This window comes from Massilia sp. 9096, from assembly GCF_000745265.1.
Lineage (GTDB): Bacteria > Pseudomonadota > Gammaproteobacteria > Burkholderiales > Burkholderiaceae_D > Telluria.
Genome location: NZ_JQNN01000001.1, coordinates 2690472 through 2706309, shown reverse-complemented (window position 1 = coordinate 2706309; position 15838 = coordinate 2690472). Strand labels below are relative to the sequence as shown.

At 65.7% G+C, this 15838-nt stretch carries 15 protein-coding genes; 13 read left to right on the top strand and 2 right to left on the bottom strand.

From position 1 onward, the window contains the following. Nucleotides 1-277: 277 nt before the first annotated feature. Complete coding sequence (locus tag FA90_RS11520) at nt 278-961, bottom strand: Bax inhibitor-1/YccA family protein (protein WP_036168835.1); 684 nt, start codon at nt 959-961, stop codon at nt 278-280. 235 nt (nt 962-1196) lie between these two features. Here FA90_RS11520 and ndk point away from each other — a divergent pair, with 235 nt between their 5' ends. The 13 genes from ndk to hflC all read left to right on the top strand — a co-directional run bounded on the left by ndk (nt 1197) and on the right by hflC (nt 14760). Further along, complete coding sequence (gene ndk, locus FA90_RS11515) at nt 1197-1622, top strand: nucleoside-diphosphate kinase (protein WP_036168833.1); 426 nt, start codon at nt 1197-1199, stop codon at nt 1620-1622. Nucleotides 1623-1741: 119 nt separating this feature from the next. Next, entirely contained in the window at nt 1742-2914 is a 1173-nt protein-coding gene (rlmN, locus tag FA90_RS11510) for a 23S rRNA (adenine(2503)-C(2))-methyltransferase RlmN (protein ID WP_156116876.1), read from the top strand. Next, entirely contained in the window at nt 2914-3747 is an 834-nt protein-coding gene (gene pilW, locus FA90_RS11505) for a type IV pilus biogenesis/stability protein PilW (protein WP_036168829.1), read from the top strand. Before rlmN ends, pilW begins: the two co-directional genes overlap by 1 nt. Continuing rightward, nucleotides 3740-4792 carry a helix-turn-helix domain-containing protein gene (locus tag FA90_RS11500; RefSeq protein ID WP_239700686.1) on the top strand — a complete coding sequence of 351 codons (1053 nt, stop codon included), beginning with the start codon at nt 3740-3742 and terminating at the stop codon, nt 4790-4792. Before pilW ends, FA90_RS11500 begins: the two co-directional genes overlap by 8 nt. A gap of 11 nt (nt 4793-4803) precedes the next feature. After that, the gene (gene ispG / locus FA90_RS11495; RefSeq protein WP_373994607.1) at nt 4804-6096 is read left to right on the top strand and encodes a flavodoxin-dependent (E)-4-hydroxy-3-methylbut-2-enyl-diphosphate synthase; all 1293 of its coding nucleotides are present in this window, start codon (nt 4804-4806) and stop codon (nt 6094-6096) included. Between the two features lie 19 nt (nt 6097-6115). Next, nucleotides 6116-7468: a histidine--tRNA ligase gene (gene hisS / locus FA90_RS11490; RefSeq protein WP_036168826.1), complete on the top strand. Its 1353-nt coding sequence runs from the start codon at nt 6116-6118 to the stop codon at nt 7466-7468. Between the two features lie 46 nt (nt 7469-7514). Continuing rightward, a complete protein-coding gene (locus FA90_RS11485) occupies nt 7515-8171 on the top strand; it encodes a tetratricopeptide repeat protein (RefSeq protein WP_036168824.1) in 657 nt (218 codons plus the stop codon). Between the two features lie 97 nt (nt 8172-8268). Next, the gene (gene bamB, locus FA90_RS11480) at nt 8269-9423 is read left to right on the top strand and encodes an outer membrane protein assembly factor BamB (RefSeq protein ID WP_036168822.1); all 1155 of its coding nucleotides are present in this window, start codon (nt 8269-8271) and stop codon (nt 9421-9423) included. A gap of 6 nt (nt 9424-9429) precedes the next feature. After that, nucleotides 9430-10773, top strand: coding sequence for a ribosome biogenesis GTPase Der (der, locus tag FA90_RS11475; protein WP_036168821.1), 1344 nt, complete (start codon nt 9430-9432; stop codon nt 10771-10773). 188 nt (nt 10774-10961) lie between these two features. Continuing rightward, on the top strand, nt 10962-11198 hold the full coding sequence (gene hfq, locus FA90_RS11470) for an RNA chaperone Hfq (protein ID WP_036168820.1): 237 nt from the start codon (nt 10962-10964) through the stop codon (nt 11196-11198). 29 nt (nt 11199-11227) lie between these two features. Continuing rightward, nucleotides 11228-12427 carry a GTPase HflX gene (hflX, locus tag FA90_RS11465; protein ID WP_051972166.1) on the top strand — a complete coding sequence of 400 codons (1200 nt, stop codon included), beginning with the start codon at nt 11228-11230 and terminating at the stop codon, nt 12425-12427. A 6-nt stretch (nt 12428-12433) separates the two neighbouring features. Next, entirely contained in the window at nt 12434-13888 is a 1455-nt protein-coding gene (gene hflK / locus FA90_RS11460) for an FtsH protease activity modulator HflK (RefSeq protein WP_036168819.1), read from the top strand. After that, nucleotides 13888-14760, top strand: a complete 873-nt coding sequence (gene hflC, locus FA90_RS11455; protein ID WP_036168818.1) for a protease modulator HflC — start codon at nt 13888-13890, stop codon at nt 14758-14760. The genes hflK and hflC overlap by 1 nt, the downstream gene beginning before the upstream one ends. Nucleotides 14761-14784: 24 nt before the next feature. Here the strand turns inward: hflC and FA90_RS11450 are convergent, their stop codons facing one another. Beyond that, nucleotides 14785-15756 carry a glycoside hydrolase family protein gene (locus FA90_RS11450; protein WP_081933797.1) on the bottom strand — a complete coding sequence of 324 codons (972 nt, stop codon included), beginning with the start codon at nt 15754-15756 and terminating at the stop codon, nt 14785-14787. Nucleotides 15757-15838 lie beyond the last annotated feature (82 nt).

The window sequence follows — 15838 nt, the reverse complement described above, 5'->3', positions numbered from 1 at the left end:
GGCGATCGCTCTCGAGTTCCGAAAGCCTTCATTTTATGCGCAAATGGATAAGCCGGCGGCATCGTCAAGAAAATTTTCATTTGCCGGGCGCGCACGAAAGTTGGCGCCTGGGAAACTTGGGTTCGCAGGGCCGTGCAACAATCCGCAATGAAATGCTTTGATGACAAACGATGATGACAACTGTACAACGCCGCGCCGGCCGGCGGCGCACGATAGCGGACACCGGCGAAAAAAAACCCCGGCGGGGCCGGGGTGTTCGAGGCGGCGCGGGTGACGCTCAGTCGCGCTGGCCGAAGCCGATGCCCAGCAGTTGCAGCAGGGCCGTGAAGATATTGTAGACGTCGAGGTAGACCGACAGCGTGGCCGTGATGTAGTTGGTCTCGCCGCCGTTGACGATGCGCTGCACGTCGAACAGCAGCCAGGCCGTGAAGATGCCCACGCACAGCACCAGCGTGGCCAGGTACAGCGCCGGCAACGCCAGCCAGATGTTGACGACCGATGCCAGCAGGAGCACGATGGTGCCCGCGAACAGCCAGCTGCCCATGCCCGAGAAATCGCGCTTGGAGACGGTGGCGATGGTCGCCATCGCTGCGAACACGACGGCGGTGCCCCCGAAGGCGCCCATGATCAGGGCCGGGCCGTTGGCGTAGCCGAGGGTCAGGCGCAGCACGGGCGTGAGCATCAGGCCCATGAAGAAGGTGAAGCCGAGCAGCACCGGCACGCCGGCGGCCGAGTTCTTGGTCTTTTCGATCGCGAACATGAAGCCGAATGCGATCGCCAGGAACAGCACCAGGCCGATGCCGCCGCGCAGGACGGGGAGGGCGAATTGCACGCCGACGACGGCGCCGAGCACGGTCGGGATCATCGACAGGGCCAGCAGCCAATAGGTGTTGCGCAGGACGCGGTGCCGCGAGCTGCGGACGGCCGACGCGTCGTAAGGACGTTGGATGCTAGGAATCATGAATGCCTCCGGTTGAAAAAATGAACTTGTCACTACAGATGATGACCGATATTGGGCTGTTACGCACGCATAAAAGCCCGGTTCCGAAAAATCTTAAGCTTTGTCTAAGCGAGCGCCGCCTGGGCCCTGGGTCGAGCTTCGCAATATCGGCCAGGGCGCCGATGTATGATAAAATAGAAGGTTGATTGAGTTCCCAAATCTCGATTTAAACCTTTCTTTTCATTGGAGTTTTTACATGGCAATCGAACGCACCCTGTCGATCATCAAACCTGACGCAGTCGCAAAAAACGTCATCGGTCAAATCTATAGCCGTTTCGAAGGCGCTGGCCTGAAGATCGTCGCTGCGCGCATGGCCCAGCTGTCGCAAGCCGAAGCCGAAGGCTTCTACGCTGTGCACTCGGCACGTCCGTTCTTCAAGGACCTGGTCAACTTCATGATCTCGGGTCCGGTCATGATCCAGGTGCTGGAAGGCGAAGGCGCGATTGCCAAGAACCGCGAACTGATGGGCGCCACCGACCCGAAGAAGGCCGACAAGGGCACCATCCGCGCCGACTTCGCCGACTCGATCGACGCCAACGCCGTGCACGGTTCGGACGCTGCCGAGACCGCTGCTGTGGAAATCGCCTACTACTTCCCGGCGCTGAACGTCTACTCGCGTTAATTTTTTTTGGTAGGTCGGCCAAGGCTGACTTAACATCGCAGTATCCCCGCTCGCTCGTGCCCGCCTGCCTCGTCCGGCAGGCCCCGGCGGGCGGGACTTATTTGAAGACACAGGATTCAATCATGGCAACTCTCACCAACTTGCTGGACTTCGATCCCGCGCAGCTCGTCGCTTACTGCGCCGAGTTGGGGGAGAAGCCGTTCCGCGCCAAACAGCTGCAGCGCTGGATCCACCAGTTCGGCGTGGCGGACTTCGACGACATGACCGACCTGGCCAAGTCGCTGCGCGAAAAACTGAAAACCCGCGCCACCGTCACCGCGCCGGCCATCATCAGCGACCACACGTCCTCGGACGGCACGCGCAAATGGCTGGTCGACGTCGGCAACGGCAACGCGGTCGAGACCGTGTTCATCCCGGAAGAGACGCGCGGCACGCTGTGCATCAGCACCCAGGCCGGCTGCGCCGTCAACTGCCGCTTCTGCTCGACCGGCAAGCAGGGCTTCAACCGCAACCTGACCGTGGCCGAGATCATCGGCCAGCTGTGGATGGCCGAGTTCGAACTGCGCCGCACCAAGGGCATCGAGCCGGGCCCGAAGGGCGAGCGCCAGATCACCAACGTGGTCATGATGGGCATGGGCGAGCCGCTGCTGAACTTCGATCCGACCGTCACCGCGCTCAAGCTGATGCTCGACGATAACGCCTACGGCCTGTCGCGCCGCCGCGTGACCGTCTCGACCTCGGGCGTGGTGCCGAACATGGACAAGCTGAGCCAGGAATGCCCGGTGGCCCTGGCCGTGTCGCTGCACGGCTCGAACGACCCGCTGCGCGACATGCTGGTGCCGCTCAACAAGAAGTACCCGCTGCGCGAACTGATGGCCGCCTGCAAGCGCTACCTGGAATTCGCGCCGCGCGACTTCATCACTTTCGAATACTGCATGCTCGACGGCGTCAACGACACCGACCAGCACGCGCGCGAGCTGATCGCCCTGGTCAACGACCCGGTGGTGGGCGTCTCGTGCAAGTTCAACCTGATTCCGTTCAACCCTTTCCCAGAGTCGGGCCTGGTCCGCTCCAAGAACCCGCGCATCAAGGCGTTCGCCCAGATCCTGATGGATGCCGGCCTGGTCACCACCGTGCGCAAGACGCGCGGCGACGACATCGACGCCGCCTGCGGCCAGCTGGCCGGCGAAGTCAAGGACCGCACCCGCGTCAACGAACGGATGAGCAAGATGGCCGAATACCAGCAGAAGTTCGGCCCCAACTTCGGCAAGATCGTGGAGATCAGCTCCTGATGCGCGCCCTGGCCGGACGCCGTGTCCGCGTGATGACGCTGGTGATCATGCAATCTGCCGTGATCGCTTCCCTGTCGGCCTGCGCCGGCAGCGGCGGCGGCATGGCCGGCTCCGCCCAGGAACTCAAGACCGCGTCCGACCAGACCGCCGCCGAAAAGCGCTCGCAGATCCGCCTGCTGCTGGCGGTCGACTACTACCAGGCCGGCAAGTACGACGTCGCGCTCGACGAGGTCAAGAAGGCGATCGCGGCCGATCCCGACTCGGCCCAGGCCTACGGCGTGCGCGCCCTGATCTACACGGCGATGGGCGAGACGCTTCTCGCCGACGACAACTACCGGCACGCGCTGCGCCTCGCGCCGCGCAATCCGGACTTGTCCAACAACTACGGGCTGTTCCTGTGCGACGCCGGCGGCAAGCCGCGCGAGGCGATGGGCTACTTCGAGACCGCGCTGAAGGATCCGCACTACGCGTCGCCGGCCAAGGCCATGGTCAACGCCGGCAATTGCAGCCTGAAGATGAAGAATATCGACGCCGCCGAGCGCTACCTGCTCGATGCGCTGCGTTACGAACCTGCGCTGCCGGCCGTGAGCATTGGCCTGGCGCGCGTTTATTTCGAGCGGCGCGACTACCAGCGCGCCGGGTTTTTCATCAGCCGCCTGACCGAGGCAGCGAAACTCGACGCGCTGCCGGCCGACACGCTGTGGCTGGCCCTGCGCGTCGAGCACAACCTCGGCAACCGGGACATGGAAGCGTCGCTGGCGGCCCAGCTGCGCAAACGCTTCCCCGGTTCGCCGGAGTACGCAGCGTTCGAGCGCGGTGCCTTTAATGAGTGAGACGACAATGAGTTCCGAGCGTGCAGAACAGCCGGCGGCGCCCGACAATCCGAGCGACATCCCGGGCAAGACCCTTGCCGCCCAGCGCGAAGCGATGGGCTGGTCGGTGGAGCAGGTGGCCGATCAGTTGAAACTGGCGGTGCGCCAGGTGGTGGCGCTGGAGGCCGGCGATTACGGGCATTTGCCGAGCCCCGCCGTGACGCGCGGCTTCGTGCGCGCCTACGCCAAGCTGATGAAGCTGGATCCGGCGCCGCTGGTGGCGCAGATCGCGATGGACACCCCGCCGACACCGGACAACAGCGCCGCCGTGACGCGCCGCGCCAGCCCGGCGTCGTTCTCGGCCTCCAAGTTCCCGAGCCATGGCAAGCGCTCCAGCCTGCCGGTCGGCTGGATCGCCGGCGGCGCGGTCGCGATCGTGGCGATCGCCGCGGCCTGGCATTTCGGCCTGGTGCCGCATCGCAGCGAAAGCGCCGACAACACGGCGCAGCCGGTAGCGCCGGCCGTCGCCTCGGCCCCGGACGCCGCGGCAGGCGCCGCTGGTGCTTCGAGCGCGTCCAACGGCAGCGCCGTCGAAACCCTGCAGAACCCGGCCGTCCCGCTGATCTCGGTGCCGAGTCCGAACGCCGCACCGGCCGCCGGCGCCCAGGCCGCCGGCGCCGCGAATGCGCCGGCTGCCGCCGCGCCGTCGCCCGCACCCGCGACCCCGTCCGCCGCCGCCAGGCCGCCGGTCCAGCTGGCCGCCACCGCGACCGTGCCGGCAGCAGCGCCGGCCGTCACGCCGGCTGCAGCACCCGCCGCAAGCGGCGCCAACGCATTGGTATTGAACGTGCGCGAGGATTCCTGGATCCAAGTCACGCCGGCCAAGGGCGGTGCGCCCCTGCTCTCGCGCCTGGTCAAGGCCGGCAGCACGGAAATCGTGAACGTCGAGCAGCCGGTGCGCGTCATCGTCGGCAACCCGTCCGGCGTCAGCGCGACCCTGCGCGGCAGCGCGGTTGCGCTGCCGCCGGTGCCGGGCAAGACGCTGTCGCGGGTCAACCTTCAATAAAGGCCAAGCGCATGGACACCAACCAGAACATGACGACTACCAATTCCCCGATTCCGTCGGGTCCGCTGGCGCGCCGTTCCAGCCGCGGCGTGCTGGTCCAGCACGGTGCCAAAAAGGTCTGGGTCGGCGGCAACGCACCGGTCGTGGTGCAGTCGATGACCAACACCGACACCGCCGACGCGATCGGCACCGCGATCCAGATCAAGGAGCTGGCGCGCGCCGGCTCCGAAATCGTGCGCCTCACGGTCGACACGCCGGCCGCCGCCGCTGCCGTCCCCTACATCCGCGAACAGCTCGACCGCATGGACGTGGACGTGCCCCTGGTCGGCGACTTCCACTACAACGGCCACCTGCTGCTGCGCGATTATCCCGACTGCGCCGCCGCGCTGTCGAAGTACCGCATCAACCCGGGCAACGTCGGCCAGGGCGCCAAGCGCGACAGCCAGTTCGCCCAGATGATCGAGATCGCGATCCGCCACGACAAGCCGGTGCGCATCGGCGTGAACTGGGGCAGCCTGGACCAGTCGCTGCTGGCGCGCATCATGGACGAGAACGCCGCGCGCGCCCAGCCGTGGTCGGCGCAGGCCGTGATGTACGAAGCGCTGATCACGTCGGCCATCGAAAACGCCCAGCGCGCCGAGGAAATCGGCCTGGGGCGCGACAAGATCGTCCTGTCGTGCAAGGTGTCGGGCGTGCAGGACCTGATCGCCGTCTACCGCGAGCTGGCCAAGCGCTGCGATTACGCGCTGCACCTGGGCCTGACCGAGGCCGGCATGGGCAGCAAGGGCATCGTCGCCTCGACCGCGGCCCTGTCGGTGCTGCTGCAGGAAGGCATCGGCGACACCATCCGCATCTCGCTGACGCCGGAACCGGGCGGCGACCGCACCCGCGAAGTCGTGGTCGGCCAGGAAATCCTGCAGACCATGGGCCTGCGCAAGTTCACGCCGATGGTGATCGCCTGCCCGGGCTGCGGACGCACCACCTCGACCGTGTTCCAGGAACTGGCCGACAACATCCAGACCTTCCTGCGCGAGCAGATGCCGGAATGGAAGAAGACCTATCCGGGCGTGGAAGCGATGAACGTGGCCGTGATGGGCTGCATCGTCAACGGGCCGGGCGAATCGAAGCACGCCAACATCGGCATCTCGTTGCCGGGCACCGGCGAATCGCCGGCGGCGCCGGTGTTCGTCGACGGCCAGAAGTTCGCGACGCTGCGCGGCGAGCGCATCGTGGATGAGTTCCAGCAGATCGTGCTGGAGTATGTGAAGAAGAATTATTCGAAGCAGGTCGAAAGCGTCGCTTGACGGCGCTGGAAAGTAAAACATGTCCGATAAAAAAGAGAAAATCGTCGCCATCAAAGGCATGAACGACATCCTGCCGGCCGACGCGCCGCTGTGGGAACTGTTCGAGAACACCGTCGAGTCCGTGCTCAAGAGCTACGGCTACCAGAAGCTGGTCACTCCGATCGTAGAGGAAACCGGCCTGTTCGCGCGCGCGATCGGCGCCGTCACCGACATCGTCGAGAAAGAGATGTACTCGTTCGAGGATTCGATGAACGGCGACCAGCTGACACTGCGTCCGGAAGGCACCGCCGGCGCGGTACGCGCCGTGGTCGAGCACAACCTGGCCTACGACGGTCCGAAGCGCCTGTGGTACAAGGGCCCGATGTTCCGCCACGAGCGCCCGCAGCGCGGCCGCTACCGCCAGTTCTTCCAGTTCGGCGCCGAAGCGATCGGCTTTGCCGGCCCGGACATCGATGCGGAACTGATCATGCTGTGCCGCCGCGTGTGGGACGACCTCGGCCTGGACAACATCCGCCTCGAACTGAATTCGATCGGCAACGCGGAAGAGCGCCAGCGCCACCGCGCCGACCTGATCGCCTACTTCGAAGCCAATCTCGACCAGCTGGACGCCGAAGCCCAGCGCCGCCTGCACGCCAACCCGCTGCGCATCCTCGACACCAAGAACCCGACCATGCAGGACCTGGTCAACGCGGCGCCGCAGCTGTTGAGCTATCTGGGCGAGGAATCGCTGGCGCACTTCAACGGCCTGAAGAAGATCCTCGACGCCAACAACGTCCAGTACACGGTCAACCCGCGCCTGGTGCGCGGCCTCGATTACTACAACCGCACCGTGTTCGAGTGGGTCACCGACGAGCTGGGCGCGCAGGGCACCGTCTGCGCCGGCGGGCGCTACGACCCGCTGATCGAAATGATCGGCGGCAAGCCGACCCCGGGCATCGGTTTCGCGATGGGCATGGAGCGCCTGATCGAGCTGATGAAAGGGCAAGGCGAGCCGGCCGCGCCGAGCCAGTGCGACGTCTACCTGGTGCACCAGGGCGAGGAAGCGCAGATGAAAGCCTTCATCCTGGGCGAGCGCATCCGCGACGCCGGCCTGGACGTGGTGCTGCACTGCGCGACCGCACAAGGCGCCGGCAGCTTCAAGAGCCAGATGAAGAAGGCCGACGCCTCGGGCGCGGCATTCGCGGTGATCATCGGCGAGGACGAGGTCAAGAACGACGTGGTGGCGGTCAAGTCGCTGCGCGAAGCGGCCGAGGGTGGCCAGCAGAGCAGCGTGCCCTTTACCGAAGCGGTGGACTGGATCGTCGACCAGATCGTCGGCGGCCACGACCACGATCACGGTCATGACCACGATCACGTGCACTATCATTCGTGAGCAGTTTCGCAATTCAAGTCAATAAACCATAACAACTAGGACGTCCATGGCATACGATCTCGAAGAACAGGAACAGATAGCCAATTTCAAGGCTTTCTGGAACCGCTTTGGCAACCTGATCATGTGGGTGCTGATCATCGGGCTGCTCGGCTTCGCCGGCTATAACTACTGGAACTCGCGCGAGCGCAACCAGGCCGCCGAGGCCTCGGCGCTGTACGACAGCCTGGTCAATGCGGTCCAGGGCAGCCCGGCCGACGCCGCCAAGGTGCAGCGCATCGCCGGCGACATCGAAAGCAAGTTCGGCGGCACCGCCTATGCGCAGATGGCCGCCCTGAGCGCCGCCAAGGCCGCTTTCGACGCCAACGACCTGAAGACCGCCAAGGCCCAGCTGCAGTGGGCGATCGACCATGGCAACGACGAGTACAAGTCGGTGGCGCGCCTGCGCCTGGCCGGCGTGCTGCTGGACGAAAAAGCCTACGATCAGGCGCTGGCGCTGCTGAACGGCGATTTCCTGCCGCAGTTCGCCGCCCAGGTGGCCGACCGCAAAGGCGACATCCTGACCGCGCAGAACAAGCTGCCGGAAGCGCGCGCCGCCTACGAGGCCGCGCTCGCCCAGATGAGCAAGAGCCACCCTGGCCGCCAGCTGGTCCAGCTCAAGCTGGATGCCATCGGCGGCGCCGCGGCGGGTGCGAAAGCCGCTTAATCAGTCACCGTCGTCCCGGCGCAGGCCGCGCGCGTGCCCAGGCATGGCCGCCGCCAGCGCCGGGACGACTGCTCATTCAAGAACAAGGTAAAAAAACATGCGTATTACCAGCAAGCTTGTCGGTGTCGGTGTCCTCGCCCTGATGACCGGTTGCTCGACCCTGCATTCGCTCAATCCGTTCGCTTCCAAATCCAAGGCCAACCCGCCCGCGCCGCTGGTCGAGCTGAAGGGCTCGATGGCCGTGCGCACCGCCTGGAAGCTGGAAGTCGGCAAGTCGCAAGGCTATGAGCTGAGCCCTGTCCTGGCCGGCAATACCGTGATCGCAGTGAGCGCCGACGGCACCATGGTGCGCGCCGAGGCCGAGAACGGTCGCCAGATCTGGCGCGCCAAGGCCGGCGCCGACCTGACCACCGGTCCGGGCAGCGACGGCAGCGTGATCGTGGTCGGCGCCGCCAAGGGCATGCTGATGGCCTTCGACATGGACGGCAAGCCGCTGTGGAAAGCCCAGCTCTCCAGCGAGATCCTGTCGGCCCCGGTGGTCGGCGAGGGCGTGGTGGTGGCGCGCAGCATCGACAACCGCATCGTCGGCTTCGACGCCAAGACCGGCCAGAAGAAGTGGACCGTGCAGCGCACCGTGCCGCCGCTGACCCTGCGCATGGCGCCGGGCATGGTGGTGCACGACAAGGAAGTCATGATCGCGCTGCCGGGCGGCCGCCTGCTGTCGCTGATCCTGGCGACCGGCGCGCCGCACCTGGACATCGAAGTCGGCGTGGCGCGCGGCGCGACCGAACTCGAGCGCGTCACCGACATCGGCGGCTATCCTGTCATCGCCGACAACGAGGTGTGCGCCGCGACCTACCAGGGGCGCGTAGGCTGCTTCGACATGAGTTCCGGCAGCATCCGCTGGACCCACGACATCTCGACCGAAGTCGGGGTGGCGGTCGACCAGCGTTTCGTCTTCGTCCCGGACGACAAGGGCTCGATGTTCGCCTTCAGCCGTGACGCCGGCACCAGCGCCTGGAAGAACGACAAGCTGGCCTACCGCCGCCTGTCGACCCCGGTGTCCTACGGCCGCGCAGTGGCGGTCGGCGACTACCAGGGCTATGTGCATTTCCTGTCGCGCGAGGACGGCAGTTTCCTGGCGCGCGCCCAGACCGACGGCAGTGCGATCACCTCGAACCCGCTGGTGTCGGGCTCGAACCTGATTTTTCAAACACAAAATGGAACCCTGACCGCCATCGCGGTCGAATAAAAATAAATGAAGCCGGTAATTGCACTCGTAGGACGTCCCAACGTCGGGAAGTCGACCCTTTTCAACCGCCTGACCCGTTCGCGCGACGCGCTGGTGGCCGATCTCCCTGGCCTGACGCGCGACCGCCACTACGGCGAAGGCCGGGTCGGCGAACGTCCGTTCCTGGTGATCGACACCGGCGGTTTCGAGCCGGTCGCCAAGGAAGGCATCATGCACGAGATGGCGCTGCAGACGCGCCAGGCGGTGGCCGAGGCCGACGTGGTGATGTTCATCGTCGACGGCCGCCAGGGCCTGACCCCGCACGACAAGACGATTACCGACTTCCTGCGCAAGTCCGGCCGCGCCGTGATGCTGGTGGTGAACAAGTCCGAGGGCATGAAGTACACCTCGGTCACCGCCGAATTCTATGAGCTCGGACTGGGCGACCCGTACGTGATCTCGGCCGCCCACGGCGACGGCGTGCTCGACCTGGTCAACGAAGGCATCGACCAGGCCATGCAGCAGCGTCCGCAGGAAGAGGAAGAACTCGAGCCGGCCGACCACGGCGTCAAGATCGCGCTGGTCGGCCGTCCGAACGTCGGCAAGTCGACCCTGATCAACACCCTGGTCGGCGAGCAGCGCGTGATCGCCTTCGACATGCCGGGCACCACCCGCGATTCGATCGAAGTCCCGTTCGAGAAGGGCGGCAAGCACTACACCCTGATCGACACCGCCGGTATCCGCCGCCGCGGCAAGGTGTTCGAGGCGATCGAGAAGTTCTCGGTGGTCAAGACCCTGCAATCGATCTCGGAAGCCAACGTGGTCGTGCTCATGCTCGATGCCCAGCAGGACATCTCGGAGCAGGACGCGCACATCGCCGGCTTCATCCTGGAATCGGGCCGGGCGCTGGTGGTCGCGGTCAACAAGTGGGACGGCCTGCAGAGCGACCAGCGCGACCAGATCAAGAACGACATCGACCGCAAGCTCGACTTCCTCGGCTTTGCCGAAATGAAGTTCATCTCCGCGCTCAAGGGCAGCGGCATCGTGCACCTGATGAAGGCGGTCGACAAGGCCTATGCCTCGGCCACGGCCAAGCTGACTACTCCGAAGCTGACGCGCGCGCTGCAGGAAGCGGTCGAGAAACAGGAGCCGAAGCGCAAGGGCAGCACCCGTCCGAAGATGCGCTACGCCCACCAGGGCGGCCAGAACCCGCCGATCATCGTCATCCACGGCAACGCGCTGGAAGGCATCACCGATCCGTACAAGCGCTACCTCGAGAAGCATTTCCGCGACACTTTCGACCTGATCGGCACCCCCCTGCGCATCGAACTGCGCAGCGGTAAGAACCCGTTCGCCAAAGGGCAGGAGTAACCTCGATCCCCGCGCCCGCGGGGATGCCGTTTAAGCCAGGTCTAACCATACCGGGACGACAAAAAATGGCAAAACAGGTTACAGTAGGCCTCGGGACGCCATTCCTATTTTGAGAATGCCGTCCAAGTACACTTGAAAAGCGGAATCGCGCCTCAACCTTCAAACGACAACAACATTACGGAGCTGTTATGAGCAACAAAGGGCAACTGTTACAAGACCCATTCCTCAACGCCTTGCGCAAGGAACATGTCCCTGTCTCGATCTATCTGGTCAACGGGATCAAGCTTCAGGGACACATCGAATCCTTCGACCAATACGTGGTTCTGCTCCGCAACACCGTCACCCAGATGGTCTACAAGCATGCAATCTCCACCGTCGTCCCGGCGCGCGCGGTCAACCTCAATCTTGAACAAGACGCTGAGTGAGGTCGATGGCTGACGTTTCCGGCAACACCATGCGCGCGGCACTGGTCGGTATCGACTTCGGCACTGGCGATTTCAAGGCCAGCCTGGAAGAACTGGCGCTGCTGGCGCGCTCGGCCGGAGCCGATCCGGTCACCACGATCACCGCAAAGCGCAGCAGTCCCGATCCCGCGCACTTCGTCGGCAGCGGCAAGGCCGACGAAATCCGCGAGGCCTGCCTGGCCGACAAGATCGAGATCGTCATCTTCAATCATGCACTGTCGCCGGCGCAGCAGCGTAACCTCGAGCGCCGCCTCGAGGTGCGCGTGGTCGACCGCACCAGCCTGATCCTCGACATCTTCGCCCAGCGCGCCCAGAGCCACGAGGGCAAGCTGCAGGTGGAACTCGCCCAGCTGCAGCACCTGGCCACGCGCCTGATCCGCGGCTGGACCCACTTGGAACGCCAGAAGGGCGGTATCGGCCTGCGCGGTCCCGGCGAAACCCAGCTCGAGACCGACCGCCGGCTGATCGGCGAGCGCGTCAAGATGCTGCGCGCACGCTTATCCAAGCTGCGCAAGCAGCACGAAACCCAGCGCCGTGCGCGCGGGCGCAACAAGACATTCTCGGTGTCGCTGGTCGGCTATACCAACGCCGGCAAGTCGACGCTGTTCAACACCCTGACCAAGGCCGGGGTGTACGTCGCGAACCAGCTGTTCGCGACCCTGGACACCACCAGCCGCCGCCTGTACCTGGGCGAGGAAACCGGCAACGTGGTGATGTCCGACACGGTCGGTTTCGTGCGCGAACTGCCGCACCAGCTGGTGGCCGCCTTCCGCGCCACGCTGGAAGAGACCATCCATGCCGACCTGCTGCTGCACGTGGTCGACGGCTCCTCGCCGGTGCGCATGGAGCAGATCGAGCAGGTCAACGAGGTGCTGCGCGAGATCGGCGCAGACCACATTCCGCAGATCCTGGTATGGAACAAGATCGATGCGGCCGGCCTCGAGCCGGGAGTGGAACGTGATGAATATGATAAAATCAGCCGCGTCTTTATCAGCGCCCACAGCGGCGCCGGCCTGGACCTCCTGCGCGAAGCCATCGTCGAGGCAGCCCGGTCCGAGCCCGTCCTGACGCACACCCCGGCGCACGCTTTCGAGCAGGACGGCGAGCAGGACGGGGAAGAATCCGGTTTCGCGCCCGATGTGCAACCGGGACCGGCTGAGAATATTCAAACAACCGGACCACATCACTAGAGGCCTATGCTCGTTTCACTTCTCAAACGTGTTGGCGCCAGGCGGACGCAGGATGGCGGTCGCGCCGGCGCGGCGCTTTCCGTAAACGACCCCAGGTGGGGCCACCGCCTGGAAGACAACCGCAAGGCCCAGGAAGGGCGCCGCCCCGGCAACAAGAACGACGAGGAAGGCCCGCCCGACCTCGACCAGCTCTGGCGCGACTTCAACGCCCGCCTGAACCGCCTGTTCGGCAAGCGCGAGAGCGGCGGCGGCGGTCCCTACCGTCCCGATTCGCGCGGCGTCGGCATCACCCTGTCGGTGGTCGGCGTGATCGTCGCGCTGGTCTGGCTGGCCAGCGGCGCCTTCGTCGTGCAGGATGGCCAGGTCGGCATCGTCACCACCTTCGGGCGCATGGGCCACACCGCCGGCCCCGGTTTCAACTGGCGCTGGCCGGCGCCGTTCCAGGCGCACGAGCTGGTCAACGTGGCCCAGGTCCAGACGGCCGAGATCGGCTATCGCGGCAACATCCGCAGCAAGCGTCCCGACGAAGCGCTGATGCTGACCGACGACCAGAACATCGTCGACGTCCAGTTCGCGGTGCAGTACCGCATCAAGGACCCGGTGGCCTGGGTCTTCAACAACCGTGACCAGGTCGAGACCATGCGCGACGCCGCCCAGAGCGTGGTGCGCGAGCTGGTGGGAAAGAGCAAGATGGATTACGTCGTCTACGAAGGGCGTGACCGCATCGCCGCCGCGGCCACCCAGCGCATCCAGCAGATGGCCGATCGCTACGCGCTCGGCGCCGACGTCACCGGCGTGACGCTGCTGTCGGCCGCCGCGCCGGACGCCGTCGCCGCGGCGTTCGAAGACACCGTCAAGGCGCAGGAAGACAGTGCGCGCGAACGCAGCGAAGCCGAAGCCTATGCCAACGACATCATTCCGCAAGCCAAGGGCAAGGCGGCCGTGATGCTGCAGGACGCCGAAGCCAACCGCGCCAAGGTGGTCGACGCCGCCGCCGCCGCCGCCGCGCGCTTCGACCAGGTCGTCGCCGAGTATGCAAAAGCGCCAGGCGTCACGCGCGACCGCATGTACCTCGACACCATGCAGCAGATTTTCTCCAGCACCAGCAAGATCATGATCGACGCCAAGACCCCGACCACGGTCAACCTGCCGCTGGACCGCATGGTGGCCCAGGTCGCCGCCAACGAAGCCGCGATCGGCAGCCATTCCGGCCCGGTCATGCCGCCGCCGATGCAACAGCAGCCGCAACAGCAGCCGCAACAGCAGCCGCAGACGATGCAGCCGGCCCAGCCGCAGCCGCAGAACCAGGGATGGCAGCAAGGCCAGAGCCAGCAACCGCAGCCGCAGCCGCAGCAACAATCGGCGCAGGGCACGCCGCCCGATAACGGCGCGCCGGCCGACCCCGCCCGTGCGCGCGAGTCGCGCTCGCGCGAGAACCTGCGCGAACGGGAGACCCGCTGATGACCCGTCTGCTTTCCATCATGGCCGCCCTGGTGCTGGCCGTGCTGCTGCTGTCCTCGAGCATGTTCGTGGTCGACCAGCACCGCTACGCCGTGGTGTACGCGCTGGGCGAACTGCATGAAGTCGTGCGCGAGCCGGGCCTGCATTTCAAGCTGCCGCCGCCGTTCCAGAACGTGGTCTACCTCGACAAGCGCCTGCAGACGCTCGACACCCCCGACGACGACCGCTTCCTGACCCAGGAAAAGAAAGACCTGCTGGTCGACGCCTTCGTCAAATGGCGCATCGAGGATCCGCGCCAGTACCTGGTCGCGGTGGGTGGCGCCGACCGCGGCGGCGACCGCATCGCCCAGGTCGTGCACACCGCGCTGTCGGCCGAGATCGGCAAGTACAACGTGCACGAGGTCGTGTCCGACCAGCGCGAGCAGATCGGCCAGGCCGTGCTGGCGCGCGTGGCCGCCGATGCGCGCCGCCTCGGCGTGACGGTGGCCGACCTGCGTCTCAAGCGCGTCGATTACGTCGACCCGGTCAACCAGTCGGTGCTCGAGCGCATGAAGTCCGAGCGCCTGCGCCAGGCCAACGAGCTGCGCGCGACCGGCACCGCCGAAGCCGAGCAGATCCGCGCCGACGCCGAGCGCCAGCGCGTCGTCATCCTGGCCGACGCCCAGCGCCAGGCCGCGACCATCCAGGGCGAGGGCGAGGCCAAGGCGAGCCAGATCTACGCCGAGTCGTTCGGCAAGAACCCCGAGTTCTACCGGTTCTACCGCTCGCTCGAAGCCTACCGCGCGACCTTCAGCAAGCGCAGCGACGTTCTGGTGCTCGATTCGAATTCCGAGTTCTTCAAGTACTTCAAGAACCCGGGCAACGGAAAATAAGCGGAAACCAGCGGCAAGTGACGCTCAGCGCGCCGTCTTGAACGGCAGCGTCAGGTACAGCTGGCCCAGTGCGGTCAGCTGGCCGTTGGCGCCGAGCAGGCTGCTGAAGTGCGGATCGGACGTCATGCGCCCGGTGAACCAGGCATAGCGGAACACGTCGTCGCGCGCTTCGCAGGTGGCGACCATGTCCTTCATCTGCGCCTGCTGCCTGGCGAGCGTGTCGATCTGCGCGCCGTCGTTCTGGCTGTGCCAGTTCGCCATTTCCGTGACCCAGATCGATTTGCCGTACTTCTTCAGCCGGTCGAGCTGGCTGGCCAGCCCGTAGTCGTACCAGTGGAACGCCAGGTAGTCGATGTGCGGCGCGCGGTTGCCGTTGGCGGCCTGGTAGGCGGCGTAAAAGGCGTCGAGCCAGGTGACAGGATCGGAATAGCCCGCCAGCGTGCCCCAGTTCATCGCCGGGCCGACCAGCTTGACGCCGGTGGCGGCGGCGATGGCTTCGTAGCGCGGCCACAGCTGGGCTGCCTTCTGGGGCGTCATGCTGGCCTGGTCGGTCAGGTTCGGCTCGTTCAACAGCAGCAGGTACTTGACCCCATGGGCCTGGATGTAGGCGGTGATCGCGGCGGCGTCGAAATTGTCGTTCCACAGCATCGGGAAGTAATCCATGCCGTATTGCGTCAGGGCGTCGACCGGCGCGGCGGCGTTGGGCTTGGCGGCCCAGTTGTACCACCAGCTCACGCCCGGCGCGAGCGCCTTGAAATCGGCCGCGCTGGCCAGGTCGTAGGCGATGCCGCGTTTGACGCTCTTGCTGACGGCCGCGGTGGCCGCGGCGGATGCCGCCGGCGTCGGGGCCACGCCCTTGAGTGAGGAAGCGTTGACGGCGCCGCCGCCGGTGGCCCCCGCGCCGCAGGCGGCCAGGCCGCCGGCCGCCGCCGAGGAAGCGAGGAGTGTCAGGAAGCGCCGGCGCGCGAGCCGGGTCGATGTCGTCGATGAAGTCATGCGTGTTCCTCCATGGTTGGGCCCATCTTGCCTCAGCTATGCTCCCAGCACAATCTTCCCGAGGTGAAACCACAACAGCGGC